The organism is Rhodococcus sp. WS1, from assembly GCF_003797745.1.
Classification (GTDB): domain Bacteria; phylum Actinomycetota; class Actinomycetes; order Mycobacteriales; family Mycobacteriaceae; genus Rhodococcus_F; species Rhodococcus_F erythropolis.
Window position 1 is genome coordinate 1,683,803 of sequence record NZ_RKLZ01000001.1, and the last position, 23,605, is coordinate 1,707,407.

The window sequence follows — 23,605 nt, forward strand, 5'->3', positions numbered from 1 at the left end:
CTTGATTTACGAGTGTGGACAGAAGTATGCACTGGGTCACACCGATAGTCAAAATTCGAACTACACGCACAGGAACTGCGGTGTTACGGCTTCTGCAGCTGCCGGATCGAGGAGCTGAGTTCGCGAATGACGGACTTCAATTCGTCGACGTCCGAACGGAGTTCGGCCATTTGGGAGTCCGAACGGAGTTCGGCAAATTCGGAGGCTGGAGATACGGTCTGCGCTTCCTTCTTCGCCGTGCGCCGCGCAATGCGTGCCACCGGCTCGCCGTCGACGGAACGTGCGGCGAAGCCGTCCAGGAAAACCGAAATCAGATTGCGCTGCAGATCATCCGCCAACTCGGAAAGCTGCGGGCGATACTGCGCGACGGTGGACCAGACGGATTCACGCAGGAGACGGTGAAACTGTTCGGGATCGATGTCTTCCCGAAACTCCGCGTCGGCAATTCCGCGAGCGATAGCCGATCGCCAGTAGCTGTGTGCCTTCTGAACCAGGATGGTGATGGGCGCGTCCGCCGGTTGCGACGAAAGTATGGCTTCTCCCTGATAGACCTCCGTCGCATACGGGTGATCCACCGCCGAGGCAAAAGACACCGAGACCATCGTTGCCAGGCGATCTCGGGCCGAACCTCCCGGCTCGATCGAGTCTTCGTACCTGACGTTGAGGTCTTCGAGAAACCGGACGACGATCTCGTTGGCTATCGCATCCTTGGAGTCGAAGTAGTGGTAGAGGCTGCCGGAGAGAATCCCGACTTCGTCGGCGATGTCGCGTACCGTCGTCGCGGCGATTCCCCGCTCACTGAACAGCTTGGCCGCATGAGCGCGTATTTCGTCCCGTCGGGTCGAGCGCACGAGAAGATCCTTCCGACGTTCCGATCGTCAAGCGAGTGCTTGATCAATTTCTCGTCGATGCTAACACCGCACCCTCGCTGACCTGCGGTGTGAGGTCCTGGACATCCAATCGAAACACCGGACACACACTTGTCACCGACAGTCATTCCACCGCAACAACTTCCACCTACTCTGTGCACTCGACGAATACAGCGTTGTATACGCACTCCGGATACAGATCTGTCAGAGCCATTGTCTGCCAGAGCCATCGACACGAAAGGCCCGTACATGCGAACCTTCTCGAAGCGCACCCTTGCCGCGCCGGCCGCTCTCGCCGCACTGGGCTTGGTTCTCACCGGCTGCGGAAGCAAGGCGACAGACACCGCATCGGGAGATTCGACGGCTACGTCGTGCGTCGACACCTCGGGGGACACGATCAAGGTCGGTTCTCTGAATTCACTCTCGGGCACCATGGCCATCAGTGAAGTGACGGTCCGCGACTCCATCTCGTTGGCGGTGCAGGAGATCAACGATTCCGGCGGTGTGCTGGGCAAGAAGATCCAGATCGTGGCAGAGGACGGCGCGTCGGAGCCGACAGTGTTCGCCGAGAAGGCCGAGAAACTGATCAGCAGCGATTGCGTCGCAGCAGTTTTCGGTGGCTGGACTTCCTCGAGCCGCAAGGCCATGCTGCCGGTGTTCGAGGACAACAACTCCTTGCTCTACTACCCGGTCCAGTACGAGGGACTGGAAGATTCGAAGAACATCTTCTACACGGGTGCAACGACCAACCAGCAGATCATCCCGGCTCTGGATTACCTGAAGGAGAAGGGCGTCAAGTCGCTGTATCTGGTCGGCAGCGACTACGTGTTCCCGCAGACCGCCAACCGCATCATCAAGGCCTACGCGGCAGCGAACGGCATCGAGATCAAGGGCGAGGATTACACGCCATTGGGCTCGACCGATTTCTCCACCATCGTGAACAAGGTCCGCACAGCCGACGCCGATGCCGTGTTCAACACACTCAACGGTGATTCCAACGTCGCGTTCTTCCGTGAATACTCGAATGTCGGCCTGAAGCCCGCCGAAATGCCCGTCGTCTCCGTCTCCATTGCGGAGGAAGAGGTCGGCGGTATCGGAGTCCAGAACGTCGAAGGCCAGCTGACGGCGTGGAACTACTACCAGACCATCGATTCCCCCGAGAACAAGAAGTTCGTCGAGGCGTACAAGGCGAAGTTCGGCCAGGACAAGCCCACGTCCGATCCGATGGAAGCGGCATACACCTCCGTCTACCTCTGGAAGAACACAGTCGAGAAGGCCAACTCGTTTGCGGTCAAGGATATTCAGGACAACGCCGACGGTGTGACCTTCCAGGCACCCGAAGGACTCGTCACCATCGACGGCGACAACCACCACATCACCAAGACTGCCCGAATCGGCGAAATCCGTTCCGATGGACTGATCTACACGGTCTGGGATTCGGGACAGCCGATCGAGCCGGATCCGTACCTGAAGAACTACCCCTGGGCCGAGGGACTCGGGAGCTGATCGACGAAAGGCGGAATTGACGGAATCGACGAGTAGAGAGGTGGAGCGTCTGTCATGGATGTTGTGATCGGACAGTTGTTCACGGGTTTGAGTATCGGATCGATTCTCCTGTTGGCAGCGTTGGGATTGTCTCTCACGTTCGGGCAGATGGGTGTCATCAACATGGCACACGGCGAGTTCATCATGGCCGGCTCGTACACCGCATACGTAGTGCAGCAGGTGATCTCGAATGCAACGGGATCGTTGATCATTTCTCTGCTCGTCGGTTTTGTCGTCGGCGGACTGATGGGTGTCGTGCTCGAAGTGGTACTGGTATCGCGGATGTACCACCGACCCCTCGATACCCTGTTGGTGACATTCGGCGTCGGATTGATTCTTCAGCAGTTGGCGCGCGACATCTTCGGCGCGCCCGCAGTCAATGTTTCGGCGCCGAGCTGGCTTTCGGGCGGGGTCGATATTTTCGGCGCCGTGGTACCGAAAACCCGCATCTTCATTCTGGTGTTGGCGATCGCAGCGGTGATCGCGCTTTCGGTCGCACTGAAGCAGTCGTCGATGGGTCGACGCATCCGGGCCGTCGTCCAAAATCGCGATCTGGCCGAGACGAGCGGAATCTCTTCTCGTCGTACGGACATCACGACCTTCTTCCTCGGTTCCGGACTCGCCGGCGTCGCGGGTGTCGCGTTGACACTCATCGGTTCCACCAGCCCGACCATCGGCCAGTCGTATCTGATCGACGCCTTCCTTGTTGTCGTCGTCGGCGGTCTCGGTCAGATGAAGGGAGCCGTGATCGCAGCCTTCGCCCTCGGCATCTTGAACTCGTTCATCGAGTACTCGACGACAGCGTCGATCGCGAAGGTGATCGTGTTCGTCATTATCGTCGTCTTCCTTCAAGTTCGGCCGCAGGGCCTGTTCGCAGTCAAGACGAGGAGCCTCGTATGAGCATCCTGAACAATTCCCGAATTCGGGTGTGGGGCGGTTTTGCACTTGCCGCGATCGTGCTGTTCGCCATCGCTCCGGCTGTGCTCTCGGACTTCAGGCTGTCACTGTTGGCCAAATTCCTGTGCTTCGCCATAGTCGCTGTCGGCATCGGCTTGGCTTGGGGCAGAGGCGGAATGCTCACGCTCGGCCAGGGCGTCTTCTTCGGAATCGGCGCATATGTGATGGCGATGCACCTCAAGATCGCCGATGCCGAACTCAAGGGCGACGCGGTACCGGACTTCATGTCCATCGCGGGCAAGACCGAACTTCCGGGATACTGGCAACCGTTCGCCTCGCCATTCGTGGCGATCTTCGCCATCCTTTTCCTGCCGGCCGCTGTTGCCTTTCTCCTCGGACTCGGTGTGTTCAAGCGGAGAGTCAAGGGCGCATACTTCGCGATCCTCTCGCAAGCACTCGCCGCGGCTTTCGCGATCCTCTTGATCGGCCAGCAGTCGATCGGTGGCAGCAACGGCCTCAACCGCTTTCGCACGTTCTTCGGTTTCAACCTCAACGATCCGGCGAACAAGCAGATGTTGTTCTTCATCGCCGCCGGAGTTCTTCTCGCATCGGTCGCTCTGATTCGCCAGCTGATGAACTCCCGATACGGCGAACTCCTCGTCGCCGTCCGCGATCAAGAGGAGCGCGTACGTTTCCTCGGATACGATCCGGCGAACATCAAACTGGTCGCCTACGTGACCGCGGCGTTCCTCGCCGGTATCGCCGGTGCGCTTTTCGTTCCGATCGTGGGCATCATCTCCCCCGCCGACGTCGGGATCGTTCCGTCAATCGCCTTCCTCATCGGGGTCGCGATCGGTGGCCGCGCAACGCTTCTGGGTCCGGTACTCGGTGCGATCGGCGTCGCTTGGGCGCAGTCGACATTCTCGGAGAAACTCCCTTCGGGATGGATCTACGCACAAGGGTTGATGTTCATCGTCGTGGTCGGGTTCTTCCCGGCAGGTGTGGCCGGATTGTTCGCCCTGATGCGCCACCGCAAGAAGCGTGAGACCCCGGCCGACCCGCCGGTCAAGGTCTCCCAACCCGAACCAGTGGAGGTGTCGTCATGACCAACACAACCGCCACCAGCGAACCCACACCGGCACTGGGCGGCAACGCCGGAATGTCGTCCGAGTACCTCGAAGTACGGAACCTTTCGGTCAGCTTCGACGGTTTCAAGGCCGTCGACGGCGTCGACTTGACCCTCATGCAGGGCGACCTCAGGTTTCTCATCGGCCCGAACGGGGCTGGAAAGACAACGCTGGTCGACGCCATCACCGGACTCGTTCCCGCGACGGGTTCGATCACGAAGTCCGGCGAGCAACTACTCGGCAAGAAGGTTCACAAGATCGCCCGCCTCGGCGTCGGGCGAACCTTCCAGACGGCAAGCGTCTTCGAAGAACTCTCGGTGCTGCAGAATCTCGACATCGCGGCGGGAGCCGGTCGCTCGGCGTGGAACCTGCTCCGAAGGCGCAAAGGTGTGCTCCCCGAGATCGAGGAGGCTCTGGAGACAACCGGCTTGGAGCACCTCAGAGACACTCCCGCGGGCATTCTGGCGCACGGGCAGAAACAGTGGCTCGAAATCGGAATGTTGTTGGTGCAGAACTGTTCCGTGCTACTACTCGACGAGCCCGTCGCTGGGATGAGCCTGGAGGAGCGCGAGGAAACCGGAAACCTTCTACGGCGCATCGGCGGTGCACGAACCGTCGTCGTGGTCGAGCACGACATGGACTTCATGCGATCGTTCGCCACGTCCGTCACAGTGCTCGCCGCTGGGAAAGTACTCGCCGAAGGAACTGTGGCGGAGGTTCAAGCCGACCCCAAGGTGCAAGAGGTCTATCTCGGCACAGCCGCTGCCGGAACCGATCTCGGCGCCGACACCGAACCGACCCCGGAGGACTGAATCATGCTCGAGCTCGTCGACATCCGCGCCGGCTACGGACGCACCGAAGTGATCCACGGCGTTTCCCTGCTGGTTCCCAGCGACGGGGTTGCGGCAGTCATGGGTCACAACGGAGCAGGCAAGACCACCTTGCTGCGCGCCGCCGTCGGTCTGATCAAACCCACACGCGGAAAGGTACTTCTGAACGGAGAGGACATCACCGGACTACGACCGAGCGCCCGCGTCGCTCGCGGACTTGCCTACGTACCGCAGGGTCAGCAGTCGTTCGGACAACTGACAACTGCCGAGAATCTTCGGGTGGTCGCCGACGGGCGCAAACGCGGAAAGGCACTCATCGCAGAGGCATTGGATCTGTTTCCCGCGCTCACCACACTCCTCGACCGTCGCGCAGGACTTCTCTCCGGTGGGCAGCGACAACAACTTGCCATCGCCCGCGCCTTGATCACCGAGCCCAAGATCCTCATCCTCGACGAACCAACCGAGGGCATTCAGCCCAACGTGGTCGCCGAAATCGAAAGAACCGTCATGGAACTCACCGAGCGCGGCGATCTCGGTGTCCTCCTTGTCGAGCAGCACATCGGTTTCGCGCTCCAATCTGCTCAGCATTACAGCATTCTCGCGGCCGGACACGTGACCTCGACCGGTGAGGGCGGCACCACGTCCACCGAGGCGGTTCGTCGAGCGATGGCAATCTGACATGAGTGTGCGGCCGCCGCTGCGCGAACTGGTTTACCGGTCGATCCGAAACGATCTGATGTCCGGTCAGATCGCGCCCTCGGAACGACTGGGCGAGGAACGCCTGGCCCATCTCTACGGTGTCTCGCGAACACCGGTGCGCGAAGCGCTCGCAAAGTTGGAATCCGACGGGCTGGTCGAGCGCGACGAACATGGACTCTTTCCGTACCGACCGCACCTCGACGAGTTGGGTGGACTCTACGAGCTGCGCATACTCCTCGAGGTGCACGGGCTTCGTCGGGTACTCGACGGTGAGGCCCCCGCTCATGATCGAGACGCGCTCGGTTCCGAACTCGACAAGTGGTACGCATTTCTCAAACAGATGCCGGTACCGGACGCCGGTTTCGTGACGCTCGACGAGGAGTTCCACATCGCGCTCCTCGCCTCGTCCGGAAACCACGCGTTGGTCGACGCCTTGCAGGCCGTCAACTCGAAGCTGCGCCCCGTGAGGATGTTCGACTACCTGACTCCCGATCGTATGAAGGCCACCGTGGAGGAACATATCTCCGTCGTCGAACTGGTTCTGGACGGCAAGATTCCGCAAGCACACGAGGCACTGGTATCGCACATCGACATCTCTCGTGCGGTTGTCCTCGACCGTGCTCGTCAGGCCCTCTCGTTGGCCGCCATGGCCAATGCCGTGCGTAACTGATCAGCGTCGTGTCGCTGACTTCAGGGTGACGACTTCGGTGACGTGGTCTCTCGTCAGGGGGATCCTGAGGTACTCCCCCGGTGCGGTTGGCTTCGGGCCGAGTTCAGAACCGGGGACCGTACCCGTTGTGCCGTCCGAGCATTCGACTGCAACTTCGCTCGTGTAGTCCGCATCAGGCGCAACGTCGCAGGTGAGTCCGTCATCCGTGGTGAAGGCGGAGATACTCGAACCGACGGGCCCCTGGATTACTGTCCCGATTGGGTCCGCCGGAGCCGGTGTACTCGTGGTTGGTGTAGCCGTCGTTGTCGGCGTTGCTGTCGATGTCGGCGTTGCTGTCGATGTCGGGATTGCTGTCGGTGTCGGCACAGACGCGGTGGTCGTCATCCCTGCCGTGTTCTCAGCTGCCGTGGTCTCAGCTGCTGTGGTCGAAGAAGTCGTCGATGACGGGGGTTCGCTCACCGAAGTAGGCGTCGGGCTGACCGCACGCGCAGCAAATCCGGTTGGGAGGCTCAGCGGCGTGACCGGGTATGTCGCGGTGCCAATTCCGCATTGAGCCGTTACAAGATTGAACGTCACGTTTGTGGTGCCCAGTATCTGCGCCCCCAGAATCGCAAAAGCTGCCATCGAAAGACTCACGCTCAGCGTCGATTGCGCCGTTGTTGCCGTGGACGTTCGCGTGCTCACGAGCTTGATGTTCGTGTATTGAATCGTCGCCAAGCCAGCGGCGTTCACAGTGGCGTCCGCCCCTGTCACCGTCACCGATCCGTTCTCGGCAGGCTGTGGAATCGTGAGGACGCGAGATCCCACCGTCACCTGATTCGTGGGGCTACTCGCCGATACCGATGCCCTGTTCGAGGTATCGCACGCAGCCCCTGCCGTAATCGGCGATGCCACAGTGACTATCGGCGCACTTACCAGATCAATCCCCAGTAGAGACAGCAAGTTCACTGTCACGGTCATCGAGGTGAGTGTCGACGTCGCATCGGTATCCGAAACAATTGCCGACTGGCAGCGGCCGCTCGCAGGCTGCCCGACCGAGTAGGCAGCGCACGACGAGATCGATCCGGTCCGGGACAACGAGTTGACACCCAGCAGCTTTGCAACCACCAGATTGGTTGTGTCCAGGTCCTTTCCAATCGTGTTCTGTTGTGAGACACCTTCGAACATCGAACTGCCGAAAAGATCTATCACGATTCCGCCACTGGACAACCCGAGCCCGCCGGCGCCTCTGCCGTACCCACTCGTCGTCCATGAACCGGTGGAAATCGGACCGGTCACGTATTCGGAGTCTGTCCACGCCGCTTCGGTCTCTCCGAACAGTGGGTGAGACGAGAAACCGGAGCCCAGAACAACCGCAACTGCCAATACGATGACTGAGAACAGGTGGCGACGCTTCATTGCCTCCCGCCGTCCGGCGGTAGAAGAACCTGAATGGGTTCGGTTTTCGGTTCGGCCAATTCGGCATCATCGTCGTCATCGGTATTGCGCGGCCAGAATACCGCAACCACCAAAGCGGCCATGGTCAGCGTGATCGCCCCCAGAACAAGAGGATTCGAGAAGTAGACGATCACCCGCGCCAATCCCGGAACGTGCCAGAGCACCTTTCGGACCGTGGTGACCTCGTATACCGCGGGATCAGCCGAAGCGTTGGCATCACCCTTGAGATCGAGAATCGTGATGCCGTTGTCCTGGGTACGAGCGGAGACGACCCGGTGGGTCACCGGCAGTTCGGACACTCCCCGATCGACGGTGACGACGTCGCCCACCTCGACGGAATCTGCCGGTACTTCCCGTACAACTGCCAGAGATCCGGTCGGAATGGTCGGCGACATCGATCCGGTCTTGAACATGATCAGTGTGATGTCGAAGGCGACGGCACAGATCACCAAAGCGATACAAACAACCCCACCGGCAGCGAGAACCTGAAGGATGCAGTCCCCGATGATCGTGGGGACCGAACGCTTCTTCGTCCGGGCATGTGTTGCCCGGGCATGTGTTGGCATTGCAGCTCCTTCAGGGTGTTGCACTGAACTGCCAAGTGGGAGTTGCCGTTTTACCGATCAACGCCGAGTTACTCCAATTAGCCGAGGTTCCGGGCAGCGAAATCTCGAAGCACAGCGCCACCGCGGCGCCCGGGGACGCTCCACCGGCGGGTAGCGCGATGGCCCCGACTGCGGAACCAGTTGAGAGCGACGGAAACACCGTCGCGCTTCCCACCACGAATTGTGGTGTTCCCGTGGAGAAGGCTGACGCATCACAGGTCGTCGACTTGACCACCCGATACCGAAGCGCCGACGCCAGAGTGGAGTCGCCGGCAACCGTGGCCGCCTGCAGAGTGACGGATGCTGCCGGCGAGACCGGCACTGTTCGAAGAGATATCGGGCCGTACGAGAACGCACCGGGGCGAATCAGGAGCGCCGAGGGTGTGTACGTGAAAATGCCAGGGGCACTGGATGCATGCGACGACCATCCACCGCCGACGTTCGACTCGATTCCGAAGGTTCCGGTGCGAAACGATGCATCGCCCATCGTGCTGTCCACCCAACTGGCAGCCACGGTGGTTGCACCGATACCCAGGACGAGTCCCGAGGCCGCCAGTGCGTACACCTGACGCATTCGCCGTGTGACCACGCAGGCGTCAGGGGGTGGACTGGCCGGTGAACTGCCAGAGCAAGCGCCCGGTGTCCTTGCCCGACACGATCGAGGGGTCGACTCCGGCGGGCAGCGTGACCGCGAAGCACAGTTCGACCGGCACACCCGTGCCTAGCAAGGCGACATCCGAACCCGAACCTGCCGTCAAGGCCACCGGACTAGCTGTCGTGCCCACCCATGCTGTGCCTGCTCCAATTCCCGCCGCCGTGCAGGCCGTGGAGGAGACACCTCGATACACCGAGTACCGCAGGGCGGGTTTGAGATCGGCATCACCGCCCGTCGCACCGAGTAGTTGTACCGTCGCGCCGAAAGCGCTGGCCGTGGGACCGATCCGTAGCGCTACCGGCGCATATACCGTCGTTCCGGGTGCGAGTGTGTTGAATCCCGTGCTGAATTGGAAGTGGCCGGCGGAAGCGTCGACTTGATACTCACCCCAGGTCGTCAGTCCGTCGAAACTGCCCTGGAGATTCCAACTTCCCGTCTTGAACTGCGTGTCGCCGAAAACATTGTCTGTCCACGCTGCCAAGGTGACAGCGGCGCCGATACCGAGGACAAGTCCTCCGGCTAGTAATGCACGTACTTTGCGCTTGTTTACAGCCTTCCGATCAGTGGCCATGCTGGTCTCGATTCACTTGGAATGCGAAAGAACCTCCGATTCGGGAAATCTAGCCCCCACTTTCACCCGAAATATCCGAAATGACCGAAATTGAGACAAAGACTTGACGCCTTCTCCTCCTCGCCGCCATCTGTGGGCGTTGACCAGGGGGAAATAGGAAAGCCGGCCAGATGGTTGCACCTTCCAACGACGCTTGCGTTCTATTCGCTGAGAAAGGCTCCACCTCCATGGCCGTACCACTTTCCATCCTCGACCTCGCCCACATCGGGGACGACGAAACCGCCAAAGACAGCTTCGACGCCAGCGTGACCTTGGCGCAGCGTGCCGAGGAGTGGGGCTACAAGCGAATCTGGTACGCCGAGCACCACAACATGGGTTCCATCGCGTCTTCGGCAACCAGCGTTCTGATCAGCCACGTCGCCGCGAACACCAGCAAAATTCGCCTCGGCGCCGGCGGCATCATGCTGCCCAATCACGCACCGCTGACGATCGCCGAGCAGTTCGGCACCCTCGAGACTTTGCACCCCGGTCGAATCGATCTCGGTCTCGGCCGCGCGCCCGGTAGTGATCAGAAGACGATGCAGGCTTTGCGACGCGACCCGAGTTCTTCGGACAGCTTCCCGCAGGACGTACTCGAGCTTCAGGGCTACCTCGGCGACACCTCGCGCGTCCCCGGAATCAATGCCGTTCCAGGTAAGGGCACTCACGTTCCGCTCTACATTCTCGGATCGTCACTGTTCGGCGCCAAGCTCGCCGCGATGCTCGGCCTGCCGTATGCATTTGCCTCGCACTTCGCCCCCAACGCCCTGCGCGACGCCGTCGCAATCTACCGACGCGAGTTCAAGCCGTCGGAGCAGTTGGCGGAGCCGTACGTCATCGCCGGCGTCAACGTCATCGCCGCCGACACCCATGAGCAGGCTCAGCAGGACTTCCTCGCGGCCAAGCGTTCGCGCGTCAGTCTTCTTCTCGGGCGTGGACGCAAATTCACGGACGACGAAGCGGACATGCTGCTCGACTCCCCCGCCGGTCAGCAGGTTCTGCAAATGACCAAGTACAGCGCCATCGGCACGCCCGCCGAGGTGCGTGCGTACCTCGACGAATTCACCGAGCATGCGCAGGCCGACGAGCTGATCACGGTGTCGACCGGCACCAACCGCGAGGCATGGTTGCGCACGTTCGAACTCCTCGCCGACGTGAGCGATCTGGTGCCCGCCTAAGCTGCCGGTATGGGCGATCCATCCCGTCGCGGGTTCATCTCGGTACTGGCCGTACTACTTTCGACGGGTTGGGCCGCCAACCACTTTGCTTCGCTCATCCCGGTTCTCCGGGTGGACGAGGGCCTTTCGCATATCGTGCTCGACGGTGTTTTCGGTATCTATGCGCTCGGACTCCTACCCGGCCTGTTGACCGGTGGAGCAGTGTCGGACCGCGTCGGCCGAGCTGTACTCGTCCTTCCCGGAGCACTCATAGCCTCGCTCGGAACCTTGATTCTTCTTCTCTGGCACGACGCGCCCGGGCTCATGGTCGGGCGCCTCGTAGTCGGTATCGGTGCCGGTCTGGCAATCGGCGCCGGTACCGCGTGGGCGGCTGACCTTCGCGGCAAGTCCGGAACCGTGATGGCGGGTGTCGCACTCACCTCGGGTTTTGCACTGGGACCACTGTTTTCGGGTCTGTTGGCACAATTTGCCGCCTTCCCACTCGCTACGCCCTTTGTCGTCTCGGCCGTCTTGTCGGTGGGTTCGGTTGCCGCGGCAGCTGTGTGGAGTCGTACTCCTGCTCCCACCAAAGCTGCGATGTTCACACAGATTCCCGACCGCGCAGAGCGGTCGGGAACCGGTGTGAAGGTCGCACTGCTCTGGGCACTTCCGTTGGCGCCATGGGTGTTCGCCAGCGCAACAGTGTCTTTCGTGACCATGACGGCCAGGCTCGGCGACCGCTACTCAGGTCCTCTCCTTCCGGGTTTCGCCGCGGCGCTGACTCTGGGTGCTGGAATCCTGGTTCAAACCGCTGCGCGCCATCGCAATTGGGGTCCTCAGGCCGGCACGGTCGGCGCCGCACTGGCGGCACTCGGATACTGCCTGGTCGCAGTCGGCGGCGCGCACCCCGCGCTCGGGTTGTTCATCGTCTGCGCGCTCGTCCTCGGTACGGCCTACGGACTGTGTCTACGTGAGGGACTGCTCGACCTCGAGTCGCTGGCTCCCCAGGCCTCGCGGGGCGCTTTGACCGGGATCTTCTACGTCGGCACCTATCTCGGATTCGGACTGCCGGTGCTACTGGTTGTCATCGAACCCACGATGGGTCCGTCACTGCCGTTGGTGATCCTCGCCGCTGTTGCCGCCGTCGTTGCCGTGGTCCGATTCCGTCGATTGCGGTCGCCCCAGGCTTCCACGCCACATCCGCGTCTCGAAGCCGCATCGGTCTGAACACCCGTTCGGACGGAGTTGGCGGTACTTGCAGTCGCAGCTACCCGGCGGTGTTAGCGTCGGAGGACCAGAAGGTAACTGCGTAGGGACACAGCACATGGGCAAGAGCGAGGCGGGCAAGGCCGAATCGGCCAAGAGCAGTGGCGACGATCTGACGGGTCGGCGCATCCTGATCACCGGCGCTGCCCGCAATATCGGTTCTTCGCTGGCCAGACGCCTGTACGACCGTGGTGCGTCCGTGGGACTGCTCGGCCTCGAGCCGGAACTTCTCGAGCAAGTCGCCACTTCCTGCGGCCGCGCACCCTGGCAGTTGTGCGATGTCGCCGACCCCGAGCAGGTATCTCGCGGCGTCGACTACATCGCTGAGAAGTTGGGAGGCATCGACGTCGTCGTGGCCAATGCCGGCGTCGAGGCGAACTCGTCGATCCTCGACGGAGACGTCGAAGACATGCGTCGCGCAGTCGAAGTCAACCTCATGGGCACGTACTACACCCTGCGCGCAGCGGGTCCCCACATCAGTCACGAAGATGGTTACGCCCTGGTGGTCGCGTCGGCCCACGGCGCGGCGAAGCACCCGTTCCGCGGACCGTTCGGTGCTTCGCGCGCCGGTGTCGAAGCGTTGGGCGACGCGTTGCGCCTGGAAATGAAACACCTTGGTACCAAGGTGGGCGTCGCGTATATCGGAGACATCGACACCGATACCACCGCACTCTCTTTCGACGGCGCTCGCGGAACCCTCGCCAGCGCCGGCACCACGACCGTCGCTGACGCCGTCGACGCGTTCGAGCGCGGTATCGTCGGCCGGAAGTCACGCGTACACGCGCCCCGCCGCAGCGCTGCGGTTCGCCACATCGCGCAACGAGCTATCGACCTCCGTCCCTCTCACATCCGTGGAGTCGCATGAACCCCCGCATCCCGCCCGGCCGATTCAAGGACCTCGGTCCGATCAACTGGGGAATCTGGCGTGTCCTGTCGAAGGCTGCCGGGGCACCCGATGCGCATCTGTTCAGCACCTTGGGGCGCACGGGTGGACTCTTCCGCGGTTGGCTGCACTACTCCGGCTCACTCATGCCCGGCGGCAAGATCTCTCGCCACGACACCGAACTGATCATCCTGCGGGTCGCGCACCTGCGGGACTGCGGTTACGAGATGGATCACCACATCAGGCTCGGCCGCAAAGCCGGAATCGACGCAGAAGAACTGGCCCGAATCATCGAGGGCCCTGGCGCTTCCGAGTTGAGTCCGCGTCACCGTGCGATCTTGACTGCGGTCGACGAGTTGGTCACCACCAAGGACATCACCGACAACACGTGGGGAACGCTCTCGCAGCATCTCGACGATCGTCGGTTGATCGAATTCACCTTGCTGGTCACTCAGTACGACGGCCTGGCCACCACGATCGGAACCTTGCGGGTTCAGCGCGACTTCTCCTGAAGTTCCGCGGCGGCCGTAACTCAGCTCTTACCCGAAGACATCTGGACGAAACACCTGATCAATAGCGTATACAGGTATGTCGACAGGGATGAATACGGCGCCGGAGCCACTGCGTGAGGTGGTCTACCGGGAACTACGCACCGAACTGGTCAACGGGACCATCGGGTTCGATCAACGCCTGACGGAACCGAAACTCTCCACGCGTTTCGGCATTTCTCGCACACCAGTACGGGAAGCGTTGACGATGCTGTGCGCCGATGGACTCCTGCGCCGGGAAGAATACGGGTTCTCCGCCGTGCGCCCGAGCATCCCGCGGATCCGAGACCTGTACGAGCTCCGAATCACTCTGGAACTACAAGGAATTACCCGGGCGATCGCAGATCCGACGATCCGGCACGACCGAACAATCCTCGACGACGAATTGGTGCGGTGGCGTGCCCTGGCTCTCGATCCGCCCGCTCAGGAACCGGGGTTCGTCGAACTGGACGAGGAATTCCACGTCGCCGTACTGAGGGCGTCGGGAAACAATGAACTGGTCGCGTCGCTGCTGTCGGTGAATTCCCGTATCCGGCACGTTCGGATGTACGACTTCATGGTCAACGGCCGCATCGACACCTCGATCGCGGAGCACATTCGAATCCTCGAAGAACTACGTGCCGGCAATCTGCCCGAGGCCCGCACGCTTTTGCACCAGCACATCGGCGAGTCTCTCGACGTCGTCCTCGACCGGGTGACCCGCGCGATCACCGCGCTCTCACTCGCCACCATCACGGACTGATCGGAGCAGTACACACCATGACCATCGCAGCAGAAGTTTTCACCCCGACAGCCCGGGTCGAGCAGGCATTCCAGCGGATCGAGGAAGTAGATCGCCCCGAAGTCTGGATCACGTTGCGCCGCAAGGAAGATGTGCTTGCCGATGCCGCCTCGGTCGAAGCCAGAATCGCCGCGGGCGAGCATCTTCCCCTGGCTGGGCGTCTGGTCGCCGTCAAGGACAACGTCGACGTCGCCGGTCTGCCGACCACAGCGGCGTGCCCCGAATTCGCGTATGCGCCGGACGAAACTGCCAGTGCCGTTGCACGGTTGATCGAGCACGGAGCTGTTGTTCTGGGGAAGACCAACCTGGACCAGTTCGCCACCGGGCTGGTCGGAACGCGTAGTCCGTACGGAGCCGTTCGCTGCGCCTGGAACGAAGAGTTGATCTCGGGCGGTAGTAGCTCCGGATCCGCCGTCGCTGTCGCGCTGGGGATTGCAGACATCGGAATCGGCACCGACACCGCCGGTTCCGGCCGGGTACCGGCGGCATTTCACGGGATCTACGGACTCAAGCTCTCGCTCGGTGTCATTCCCGTCCACGGAGTAGTGCCCGCCTGCATCGACTACGACGCTCTGACGGTGTTCGCCGGCGACCTCGAATCGGCAACCGCGGCAGCGGCAATCATGGTCGGCCACGAACCTCGAGATCCCCGCAGCCGCGTCTGGCCTTCCGACGTTCGTCTCGCGGCGGCGCCGAATCCCCGCGTCGCGGTCCCCCGAATCGAGGATCTCGCTCAACTTAGCCCGTCGTATCTGGCAGCATTTCAGGACACTGTGACAGCTCTGGTAGCCGGCGGCGCCGAGACCGAGACCGTCGACATCTCCGGGCTGCTCGACGCGGCCCGATTGCTCTACGACGGCGCCGTGGTGGCGCAGCGGTACGCCGCTGCCGGCGAGTTCCTCGAAACTCGTCCTGCCGGAGCAGATCCCGCGGTGTCCGACATCGTGCTCGGCGCGAAGCACCCCACCGGATACCAGCTAGTCGACGATCTCGACGCTCTCACCCACGCCAAGGCTGCCGCCCGGGAACTCCTCGCCGGGTTCGACGCCCTACTGCTTCCCACCACCACCGAACATCCGACCATCGCTGCCGTGACCGAGGATCCATTCGGAATCAACCGCCGGATGGGAACTTTCACCAACTTCTGCAACCTGCTCGACATGGCGGCCGTCGCGGCGCCCGGACACCGCACTGCCGAAGATCACCCGTTCGGCGTCATGTTCGTCGTACCCGCTTTCGACGACCAGATCGCCATCGACCTCGCTGCGCGACTCGGTGGTGTGCCTTCACCCGCCCTCGTCAATACCGGAATCGACCTCGCAGTATTCGGCGCTCACCTGCGCGGGCAACCGCTCAACACACAGTTGGTCGACCTCGGCGCGCGGTACGTCGAAACCGTCACGACCTCGGATGCCTACCGGCTCTTCGCTCTCGACACGACGCCCCCGAAGCCCGGCCTGGTCCGCCGTGGACCCGGCCTCGGGGCACCGGTCGTCGGCGAGATCTTCCGGATCTCACCGGCTGGCCTGGGAACGTTCCTCGCCGCCTTGCCTGCACCGATGGCGCTCACGAGCGTCGAGTTATCCGACGGCAGAACGACAGTCGGTTTCAGCTGCACTCATGACGCCGTAAACGGCGCAGCTGACATCACCGACTACGGCGGTTGGGCCGCGTACCTCTCTCGCTGACAGTCACGGCTTGCAGATTCGAGTGACGGCCTCGCGCACCACTTCACGGCGGCGCGCGATCTCGTCGGCGTCGACGTTCTGGTTGTCGGCCACACCGGGGGCCACTACCCAACCGAACACGAGGCCGAACAGCATCGTGATCAGGTCCTGGGGATCCCAGTGCTTCGAGATGAGGCCGTCTTCTTGAGCCTTGCGGATCGTGGCCATTCGCGGAACCCAGCTGGAATGTTCCTCGGCCAGCTTCTTCATCCGTGGTGCCTCACCCTGCAATTGACCCCAGATCATCATCCGTTGAATCTGTGGTTTGGCGAGCATTGCGTCGAACAGTTCGACGGCATGCGCGGGCATGTCTTCACCGGTGAACTCGACAGACTCCATCGCCTGCTCGAAGTCGACGTCGAGCACCGCGTGGAACAACGCGACCTTGTCACCGAAATAGGCGTAGAGGCGCTCCTTACTGGCGTTTCCGTTCTTCGCAATCCGATCGATGCGCGCACCGGCAAGCCCGTAGGTACCGAATTCTTCTTGCGCAGCGTCGAGGATTCGCTGTTTCGTCGCGGTCACGTCAGTGGGAGCCATAGTGATGATGGTAACCGAACGAACTATTTCGTTTGACTCACCTGAGAAGGCTGGAATACCTTTTTCCAATGACCACCACGTCCCACGTCGACGGCGGCACTCTGCCACCGATCCCGGCTGTCTCCGAGAATCCGAATCATCAACGTCGCTGGCTGGTGCTCTGCATCGTCGCGTTCGCTCAACTCATGGTGGTGCTCGACGGCACCATCGTCTCCATCGCCCTACCGGCAGCCCAGGAGGAACTGGGCATCAGCGACCTTGACCGCGCGTGGGTGGTCACGTCGTACGCCTTGGCGTTCGGTGCGCTGCTGCTCCTCGGCGGACGTATCGCAGACTACTGGGGCCGAAAGCGATCCTTCATCGTCGGCATGGCGGGCTTCGCGGTTGCCTCCGGCATCGGCGGCATCGCGCAGAGCGGTATCGAACTGTTCATCGCCCGCGCCGGCCAGGGCGTCTTCGCAGCATTGCTCGCGCCCGCTGCGCTGTCGATGCTCACCACCACCTTCATCGGAGAGAAGGAGCGCGCCAAGGCTTTTGCCGTCTACGGCGCGATCTCCGGCGGTGGCGCTGCCATCGGCCTGCTCCTCGGTGGAGTGCTGACGCAGTACGTCGACTGGCGTTGGTGCCTGCTCGTCAACATCCCGATCGCGCTGATCGCCATCGCTGCAGCCGTCCCGATTGTCAAGGAAACCAAAGCGCACGGCGACACGAGCTACGACCTTCCCGGCGCTGTCCTCATCGCCCTGGGGCTCGGCTCACTGGTCTACGGATTCACACGCGCCGAGCACGGCTGGGGTCAGGCGGACACTTTGCTGTTCATCGCACTGGGTCTGGTCTTCCTCGCGATCTTCGTGGTCGTCGAGAGCCGCAGCAAGAATCCGCTTCTACCGCTGAGCGTTCCGTGGCATCGTGATCGCGGCGCTGCTCTGATCGGCTCCATGCTGGTGGGCGCCGCCCTGCTCGGCGGCACGTTGTACCTGACGTTCTACCTGCAGATCGTGCTCGGATTCAGCCCGGTCATGGCCGGCGTCGGATCGCTGCCGATGGCATTCTTCATCGTCTTGGCGTCGACCATCGCAGCGCAGTTGTCCACCAAGATCGGCCCCAAGCCGCTCATGGTCGCCGGCCCGCTGGTGGCAGCAGTAGGACTGCTCATGCTGACCCAGATCGAGGTACACAGCTCCTACTGGACGCACGTGTTCCCCGGCCTCGCGATCTTCGGCTTCGGACTCGGTCTATTGATGGTGCCGATGCAGAACCTCGCACTGATCGGCGTTCCCGACCACGACGCCGGCGCTGCCAGCGCCCTGGTCAACGCCACCCTGCAGATCGGCGGCGCACTCGGAACCGCACTGTTCACCACGATCTACGCTTCGGCCAAGTCGGCCTTCACCGCCGACAACGCGGCGCCGATCCCGCCGGAAGGCATTCCTGTCGACATGTCGAATGCGACCATCCCGACCGGGGACCAATTGGCGCTACTCCCCCAGCCGGTGCAGGACTTCGTCGCCTCGATGACGGACTACTTCTTCGGCGCCGAGGTATCCGGATACTCGGCCGCATTCGGTTGGGCGGCAATCCTGTTGGCGATCATCGCACCGGTAGTGCTGGTTCTGGTCCGCGCCAAGAAGGGTGATCTGCCCGCCGAGGGTGCAGTCCACATGGGGTAGCCCCCTGTGCGCCTTTATTAACCGCCCGCGGTTAATAAAGGCGCACAGCAGGTCAGGCCTTCCTCAACACCTCAGCCACCGGAGTGCTGCTGCGGCCGATCAACTTCTGCAGGTCACCCGACTCGGTGTCCAACGCCCCCTTGGCAATTGCAGCATCGGAATCCGCGAGAATCTCTGCGACCGGGGCAGGCAGGCCGACGCTCTCGAGAATCCCCTTGTATGCGTCCTCGCTCACGAACTGGTACGTGACAGGCTTGCCGGCAAACTCGCTGATCTTCTCGGCCAATTCGGCGTAGGTGAGCCTCTCGTCACCGCCCAACTCGTACACTGCGCCTTCGTGACCATCGGTGGTCGCGACTACTGCTGCGGCGTCGGCGTAATCCGCACGCGCCGCAGCCGCGATCTTGCCTTCCGCTCCCGCACCGACCAGTGCGCCGCGTTCGATCACACCGGCCAGGTCGTTGGTGAAGTTCTCCCAGTACCAACCGTTGCGCAACAGCGCGTACGGAATACCGCTCCGAGTGAGCACGTCCTCGGTCGCCTTGTGCTCGGCAGCAAGCTTCATCGGCGTGTCCTGAGCATTCAAGATGCTCGTGTAGGCGATGAATCCGACGCCGGCAGCCTTCGCCGCGTCGATGATGTTGGTGTGTTGCGCGAGCCGTGACCCCACTTCACTTCCCGAGATCAGCACCAGCTTGTCGACGCCCGCCAATGCGGTTTCCAACGCCGAGGCATCGGCATAGTCCGCTTGACGTACAACTACTCCGCGGGCGGCGAGGCTTTCCGCCTTCTGTGGATTGCGGACGACTGCGACGATGTCGGACGCGGCGGTTCCCCGCTCGATCAACGACTCGACTACCAGTTGTCCGAGGTTTCCGGTTGCGCCGGTGACTGCAATGCTCATGCGAACTCCCGATCCAGGTTGAAGAGTAAATGCGTTCTGCAACCATCATGCACTTATTTTTCGTAAGTGCAACACGTCGAGTTAGCGCTATGGGATCGTGCAGTAGTAGCCTGGGTTCATGACCAGCACCGACTCACCTTCACGTGCTGCCCAGACCCCTGATCCGAATGCCGACGTCGTGGACCCAACGCTCGAGGCTGACGTTTTCGCTCGCGGGTGCAACTCTCGGGCGGCATTGCAGAATGCAACCGGACGCTGGGGCGCACTCGCGCTGGCGGCATTGAACGAGGGCCCGTACCGGTTCAGTGCCCTGCGCCGACGCGTCGACGGAGTCAGCGAGCGCATGCTCTCGCAGACCCTGCAAACACTCGAGCGGGATGGCCTCGTGCACCGTGAGGTACTCGAAACCATCCCGCCCAAAGTGGAATACAGCCTGACAGAACTCGGCGCCGACGTCGCCGCAAAGATCACGGCCCTGATCGAACTACTCGAGTCGCAGGTTCCGAAAATCGTTGCGTCACAAGCGTCGTACGACGCTCGGAATCAGCTCAACTTGTCCGAAAGCTGAGCGATGAACTCGTCGAATGCGTAGGGAACGCTCAGCACCGTCGGAGCGGACGTAGCCATCGCGTAGTCCATTCCGACCAGACGAACCAGACGGCCGTTCGACACCGAGGTCATGTTCGCGAACGGACCGAAGGACATCAGCTTGTCCAGGTTGGTGCCGTCGGCGTCGACGAGAATGAAGACGTCGGCGTCGAGTGTGTCGATGGATTCCATGCCCACGGACACCGAACTGTCGCCGGAAGTGCACACTGCGTCGACACCGGGCGAGGTCTTCACCCCGAGCTGGCCGAGAAGACGGATCCGCGGGTCGGTGCCGCAGAAGACGATCAGGCCCTCGTCGGTGCGCATTGCATACGTTGCGGTTTTGCCCTGGAACTGTGGGTGATCAGCGGCCTGCTTCTCAAAGTACGCCCCGGTCTCGTCGATCAGCGTCTGAGCCTGCTCCGGCTGTCCGAGCGCTGCACCGATCATGCTCATCTGCTTGTCCCACGCCGTATCCCACGGCTGGTCGGGGAACGCGACGGTCGGCGCGATGTCACTGAGGCGCTTGTACTCGCCCTCGTCGATGCCGGAGTAGACGGCGAGGATCACGTCGGGATCGAGCCCGAGGATCTGCTCGAACGGGATATCGGGATTGGTCGTCATGAGAACGGGCTTGGCACCGTTCAGACGCGAAGCGTCCCAGGGCAGGATGTTGTTCTCGATGCCGTCGCCGGAGAAGCTCTCCATGGCGACCGGAACCTTGTTCAGTGCGATCACCGCATCCTGGCCACTCCATCCGATGGTCACGATGCGCATAGGCTCCGCGTCGATCGTCGTCGAACCGTAGGCGTGGTCGACGGTCACGGGGAACGCCCCCGCCTCGGCGGCACCCGAAGCTTCGGTGTCCGATCCGGAGTCACCTGAGGTTCCACAGGCGGAGAGCGTCAGCGCGACGCAAGCCGCGAGCAGTACGGAACGAGTTTTCATGAGTGGTCCTTCGAAAGCCGGATGGTCGACTCGGGACGCTAATGCGTTGCGCGCCTACACCCCGACTCGAAGGCCTCAGATGGCGGTTTCGCAACACAACTCGACACAAAAGACGAAAAACCCCGTGCGTCTTTCCGGTAGTGCGAACTACCGAAAAGGCGCACGGGGCCGAAGGCCCTGCCGTCAGAAGTTGATCATGTGGCCTGCGAGGCCGTGGATCGCTTCCTGCAGTGCCTCACTGAGTGTGGGGTGGGTGTGGACGTTGCGTGCCAACTCGTTGACCGTGAGGTCCCACTTCTGGGCCAAGGTCAGCTCGGGCAGCAGTTCCGAAACGTCCGGTCCGATGAGGTGCCCGCCGAGCAGTTCGCCGTACTTCTTGTCGGCGATCAGCTTGACGAAACCGGTCGGGTCACCGAGACCGTGTGCCTTGCCGTTGGCGGCGAACGGGAAGTTCGCGACCTTGACGTCGTAGCCCTCGGCCTTGGCCTGCTCCTCGGTCAAACCGAACGAGGCGACCTGCGGCTGGCAGAACGTCGCACGCGGCATCATCCGGTAGTCACCGAGTGTCTGCGTCTCCGCGCCGCCGATGGTCTCGGCAGCGACGACAGCCTGAGCTTCTGCGACGTGCGCGAGCTGCAGCTTGGCGGTGACGTCACCGATGGCGAAGATGTGCGGGACGTTGGTGCGCATGTAGTCGTCGATCGCGATGGCGCCGCGATCGGTCAACGCGACACCGGTGTTCTCGAGACCGAAGCCCTCCACACGCGGTGCGAAGCCGACGGACTGCAGAACCTTGTCTACGACCACGGTCTCGATCTCGCCGGACTTGTTGTCCTTGATCGAGACGGTGACCTTGCTGCCGTCGTCGCTGATGGACTGCACAGCGGCACCGGTCTTGATGGTGACGCCGAGCTTCTTGTACTGCTTGGCGATTTCCTTCGAGACGTCGGCGTCCTCGTTGGGCAGTGCACGATCGAGGAACTCGACGATGGTGACGTCGACGCCGTAGTTCTTGAGGACGTAACCGAACTCCATGCCGATCGCGCCGGCACCGACGATGAGGATCGAACCCGGAAGGTCACGGGTGAGGATCTGCTCTTCGTAGGTCACGACGTTCCCGCTCAGCGAGGTGCCGGGCAGCAGCTTGGTGTACGAACCGGTCGCGATGATCGCGTTGTCGAACGTGATCGTCTCGGTGCCACCCTTGCTCAGCTCCACGCTGATGGTGTTGGCGTCGACGAACGTGCCCTTGCCGTCGTACTCCGGGATCTTGTTCTTCTTCATCAAGAAGTGAATGCCCTTGACTCGCCCGTCCGCGACCTTGCGGCTGCGATCGAAAGCGGAGCCGAAATCGAAGGACACGTCTCCGGACATGCCGAACGTCTTCGCTTCTTTCGTGAAGATGTGCGCGAGTTCGGCGTTACGGAGAAGCGCCTTGGACGGAATGCAGCCGACATTCAGGCATACACCGCCCCAGTACTTCTGCTCGATGATGGCGGTGCTCAGGCCCAGTTGTGCCGCGCGGATAGCAGCGACGTACCCACCGGGGCCGGCTCCGAGGACAACGACGTCATAGTGTGAGGTCACGATTCACCAGGGTAGTCCTGCATCGTTTCGCTGTCCCCAGATGGTCGCATTACCCGTCGGTAGCCCACACTTCTCGGGCAACTCGGGCGAAATTTCCGCCGTACACGGCCTCGATCGACGGCTCGTCGAAGCCCCGCTCACGCAATACCTGATCAAGTGTCAGCACGTCCTCCGGAGGAGTCCACTGCAGTGGCCCCCACGCGGTGTACGCCTCGGAGAACGACGACGGGTTCTGCTCGATCTCTTCGCGGAAGTCGTCGGCGTCGAAGGAGAAGTCGGAGCCGATCCCGACGTGATCGATGCCGACGAGTCCCACAGCCTCTTCGATGTGGTCGGCCATCGCGGACAGCCGAGCCTGGTCGTCATCCGGTCCGTTGACGCCGAGGAATATGCCCACGCCGTTGATCCCGATGACGCCGCCGGTCTCCGCACACGCTCTGGCCTGATCGTCGGTGATGTTGCGCGGATGCTCCCACAACCTTCGGAGGTTCGAGTGGCTGTAGATCATTGCTCGCTGGGTGATAGCTGAGATGTCCAACCCCGTCTGTACCGAACAATGTGAGCCGTCGACCGTCATTCCGACGCGATTCATCTCGGCAACCAGGTCACGGCGGTATCCACTCAACCCCGTGTCCGCCAGGTCCAAGCAGCCGCAGCCGGCAGCGTTCATGTAGTTATACGTCGGCAACATCGAGCGGACTCCGAGGTCGTAGAAGTACGAGACGTTGGCCAGGTCTCCCTCCAGCGGATTCGAGTCCTCCAGGTCGAAGGCCAGGGCGATTCCGCCGGACTCCTGAATCTCGACGACGCCGTCGACGGTGAAGACAGGGGTTATCTCCGGGAACTCGACCCGCGCCTGCCACGCGAAACTCTTGGCGATTGCCGTCGAGTCCGCGCGAGTCTGCGGCGAGTAACCGACGTTCACCGAAACGTAACTCCCCGCTGGGCGCTGATATCGGAGAAGATCTTCTACAGACGCGTTCGACTGCAGAGGTAGGCAACAATGTTGTTCCCATAGTGGATATGTCCGGTTCACTCACTAATCCCGTCGATGATCAGGGA

At 62.1% G+C, this 23,605-nt stretch carries 24 protein-coding genes; 14 read left to right on the forward strand and 10 right to left on the reverse strand.

From position 1 onward, the window contains the following. Window positions 1-83: 83 nt before the first annotated feature. On the reverse strand, window positions 84-851 hold the full coding sequence (locus EEB12_RS07715) for a TetR/AcrR family transcriptional regulator (protein ID WP_141487582.1): 768 nt from the start codon (window positions 849-851) through the stop codon (window positions 84-86). A gap of 267 nt (window positions 852-1,118) precedes the next feature. On the opposite strand from EEB12_RS07715, the gene urtA reads away from it, so the two are divergent. The 6 genes from urtA to EEB12_RS07745 are packed head-to-tail and all read left to right on the forward strand — an operon-like array spanning window position 1,119 to window position 6,637. Beyond that, the gene (urtA, locus tag EEB12_RS07720; RefSeq protein WP_030535530.1) at window positions 1,119-2,375 is read left to right on the forward strand and encodes an urea ABC transporter substrate-binding protein; all 1,257 of its coding nucleotides are present in this window, start codon (window positions 1,119-1,121) and stop codon (window positions 2,373-2,375) included. A gap of 54 nt (window positions 2,376-2,429) precedes the next feature. Beyond that, the gene (gene urtB, locus EEB12_RS07725) at window positions 2,430-3,314 is read left to right on the forward strand and encodes an urea ABC transporter permease subunit UrtB (protein ID WP_003941514.1); all 885 of its coding nucleotides are present in this window, start codon (window positions 2,430-2,432) and stop codon (window positions 3,312-3,314) included. Further along, the gene (gene urtC / locus EEB12_RS07730) at window positions 3,311-4,417 is read left to right on the forward strand and encodes an urea ABC transporter permease subunit UrtC (protein WP_021333894.1); all 1,107 of its coding nucleotides are present in this window, start codon (window positions 3,311-3,313) and stop codon (window positions 4,415-4,417) included. Before urtB ends, urtC begins: the two co-directional genes overlap by 4 nt. Beyond that, complete coding sequence (gene urtD, locus EEB12_RS07735) at window positions 4,414-5,250, forward strand: urea ABC transporter ATP-binding protein UrtD (protein WP_019744448.1); 837 nt, start codon at window positions 4,414-4,416, stop codon at window positions 5,248-5,250. Before urtC ends, urtD begins: the two co-directional genes overlap by 4 nt. A 3-nt stretch (window positions 5,251-5,253) precedes the next feature. Further along, a complete protein-coding gene (gene urtE / locus EEB12_RS07740; RefSeq protein WP_003941544.1) occupies window positions 5,254-5,946 on the forward strand; it encodes an urea ABC transporter ATP-binding subunit UrtE in 693 nt (230 codons plus the stop codon). Window position 5,947: 1 nt separating this feature from the next. Further along, window positions 5,948-6,637 carry a GntR family transcriptional regulator gene (locus EEB12_RS07745; RefSeq protein WP_141487583.1) on the forward strand — a complete coding sequence of 230 codons (690 nt, stop codon included), beginning with the start codon at window positions 5,948-5,950 and terminating at the stop codon, window positions 6,635-6,637. Here EEB12_RS07745 and EEB12_RS30430 read toward each other — a convergent pair whose 3' ends face one another. The 4 genes from EEB12_RS30430 to EEB12_RS07765 are packed head-to-tail and all read right to left on the reverse strand — an operon-like array spanning window position 6,638 to window position 9,905. Continuing rightward, window positions 6,638-8,035 carry a hypothetical protein gene (locus tag EEB12_RS30430; protein ID WP_181447576.1) on the reverse strand — a complete coding sequence of 466 codons (1,398 nt, stop codon included), beginning with the start codon at window positions 8,033-8,035 and terminating at the stop codon, window positions 6,638-6,640. It abuts the gene before it with no gap. Then, window positions 8,032-8,640: a signal peptidase I gene (locus EEB12_RS07755; protein ID WP_030535532.1), complete on the reverse strand. Its 609-nt coding sequence runs from the start codon at window positions 8,638-8,640 to the stop codon at window positions 8,032-8,034. Before EEB12_RS07755 ends, EEB12_RS30430 begins: the two co-directional genes overlap by 4 nt. A 10-nt stretch (window positions 8,641-8,650) precedes the next feature. Continuing rightward, the gene (locus EEB12_RS07760; RefSeq protein ID WP_020906724.1) at window positions 8,651-9,268 is read right to left on the reverse strand and encodes a hypothetical protein; all 618 of its coding nucleotides are present in this window, start codon (window positions 9,266-9,268) and stop codon (window positions 8,651-8,653) included. Between the two features lie 7 nt (window positions 9,269-9,275). Beyond that, window positions 9,276-9,905, reverse strand: coding sequence for a SipW-dependent-type signal peptide-containing protein (locus EEB12_RS07765; RefSeq protein WP_141487584.1), 630 nt, complete (start codon window positions 9,903-9,905; stop codon window positions 9,276-9,278). Between the two features lie 227 nt (window positions 9,906-10,132). On the opposite strand from EEB12_RS07765, the gene EEB12_RS07770 reads away from it, so the two are divergent. From EEB12_RS07770 to atzF, 6 genes are all read left to right on the forward strand, one after another. Beyond that, on the forward strand, window positions 10,133-11,122 hold the full coding sequence (locus tag EEB12_RS07770; protein ID WP_020906723.1) for an LLM class flavin-dependent oxidoreductase: 990 nt from the start codon (window positions 10,133-10,135) through the stop codon (window positions 11,120-11,122). A gap of 9 nt (window positions 11,123-11,131) precedes the next feature. Continuing rightward, window positions 11,132-12,328, forward strand: a complete 1,197-nt coding sequence (locus EEB12_RS07775; protein ID WP_141487585.1) for an MFS transporter — start codon at window positions 11,132-11,134, stop codon at window positions 12,326-12,328. A 97-nt stretch (window positions 12,329-12,425) separates the two neighbouring features. Continuing rightward, the gene (locus EEB12_RS07780; protein ID WP_069146196.1) at window positions 12,426-13,232 is read left to right on the forward strand and encodes an SDR family NAD(P)-dependent oxidoreductase; all 807 of its coding nucleotides are present in this window, start codon (window positions 12,426-12,428) and stop codon (window positions 13,230-13,232) included. Next, window positions 13,229-13,762: a carboxymuconolactone decarboxylase family protein gene (locus EEB12_RS07785; protein WP_019744457.1), complete on the forward strand. Its 534-nt coding sequence runs from the start codon at window positions 13,229-13,231 to the stop codon at window positions 13,760-13,762. Before EEB12_RS07780 ends, EEB12_RS07785 begins: the two co-directional genes overlap by 4 nt. 76 nt (window positions 13,763-13,838) lie before the next feature. After that, on the forward strand, window positions 13,839-14,540 hold the full coding sequence (locus EEB12_RS07790) for a GntR family transcriptional regulator (RefSeq protein WP_024487732.1): 702 nt from the start codon (window positions 13,839-13,841) through the stop codon (window positions 14,538-14,540). A gap of 17 nt (window positions 14,541-14,557) precedes the next feature. Beyond that, window positions 14,558-16,267, forward strand: coding sequence for an allophanate hydrolase (atzF, locus tag EEB12_RS07795; RefSeq protein WP_141487586.1), 1,710 nt, complete (start codon window positions 14,558-14,560; stop codon window positions 16,265-16,267). A gap of 3 nt (window positions 16,268-16,270) precedes the next feature. Here the strand turns inward: atzF and EEB12_RS07800 are convergent, their stop codons facing one another. Beyond that, the gene (locus EEB12_RS07800) at window positions 16,271-16,846 is read right to left on the reverse strand and encodes a TetR family transcriptional regulator (protein ID WP_019744460.1); all 576 of its coding nucleotides are present in this window, start codon (window positions 16,844-16,846) and stop codon (window positions 16,271-16,273) included. Window positions 16,847-16,914: 68 nt separating this feature from the next. Here EEB12_RS07800 and EEB12_RS07805 point away from each other — a divergent pair, with 68 nt between their 5' ends. Beyond that, window positions 16,915-18,516 (forward strand): MFS transporter, encoded by a 1,602-nt coding sequence (locus EEB12_RS07805; RefSeq protein WP_003941517.1) that lies wholly within the window; start codon window positions 16,915-16,917, stop codon window positions 18,514-18,516. A 52-nt stretch (window positions 18,517-18,568) separates the two neighbouring features. Here the strand turns inward: EEB12_RS07805 and EEB12_RS07810 are convergent, their stop codons facing one another. Beyond that, on the reverse strand, window positions 18,569-19,420 hold the full coding sequence (locus EEB12_RS07810; RefSeq protein ID WP_141487587.1) for an SDR family oxidoreductase: 852 nt from the start codon (window positions 19,418-19,420) through the stop codon (window positions 18,569-18,571). Between the two features lie 118 nt (window positions 19,421-19,538). Between EEB12_RS07810 and EEB12_RS07815 the strand changes: the two genes are divergently transcribed. Further along, window positions 19,539-19,988 (forward strand): winged helix-turn-helix transcriptional regulator, encoded by a 450-nt coding sequence (locus EEB12_RS07815; protein ID WP_007735410.1) that lies wholly within the window; start codon window positions 19,539-19,541, stop codon window positions 19,986-19,988. Here EEB12_RS07815 and EEB12_RS07820 read toward each other — a convergent pair. The 3 genes from EEB12_RS07820 to EEB12_RS07830 form a co-directional block, all read right to left on the reverse strand. Next, window positions 19,964-20,956: an iron-siderophore ABC transporter substrate-binding protein gene (locus EEB12_RS07820; protein WP_019744462.1), complete on the reverse strand. Its 993-nt coding sequence runs from the start codon at window positions 20,954-20,956 to the stop codon at window positions 19,964-19,966. The genes EEB12_RS07815 and EEB12_RS07820 overlap by 25 nt on opposite strands. A gap of 183 nt (window positions 20,957-21,139) precedes the next feature. Further along, on the reverse strand, window positions 21,140-22,543 hold the full coding sequence (gene lpdA, locus EEB12_RS07825; RefSeq protein WP_141487588.1) for a dihydrolipoyl dehydrogenase: 1,404 nt from the start codon (window positions 22,541-22,543) through the stop codon (window positions 21,140-21,142). A 49-nt stretch (window positions 22,544-22,592) separates the two neighbouring features. Further along, window positions 22,593-23,579, reverse strand: coding sequence for a dipeptidase (locus EEB12_RS07830; RefSeq protein WP_141487589.1), 987 nt, complete (start codon window positions 23,577-23,579; stop codon window positions 22,593-22,595). Between the last annotated feature and the right edge of the window lie 26 nt (window positions 23,580-23,605).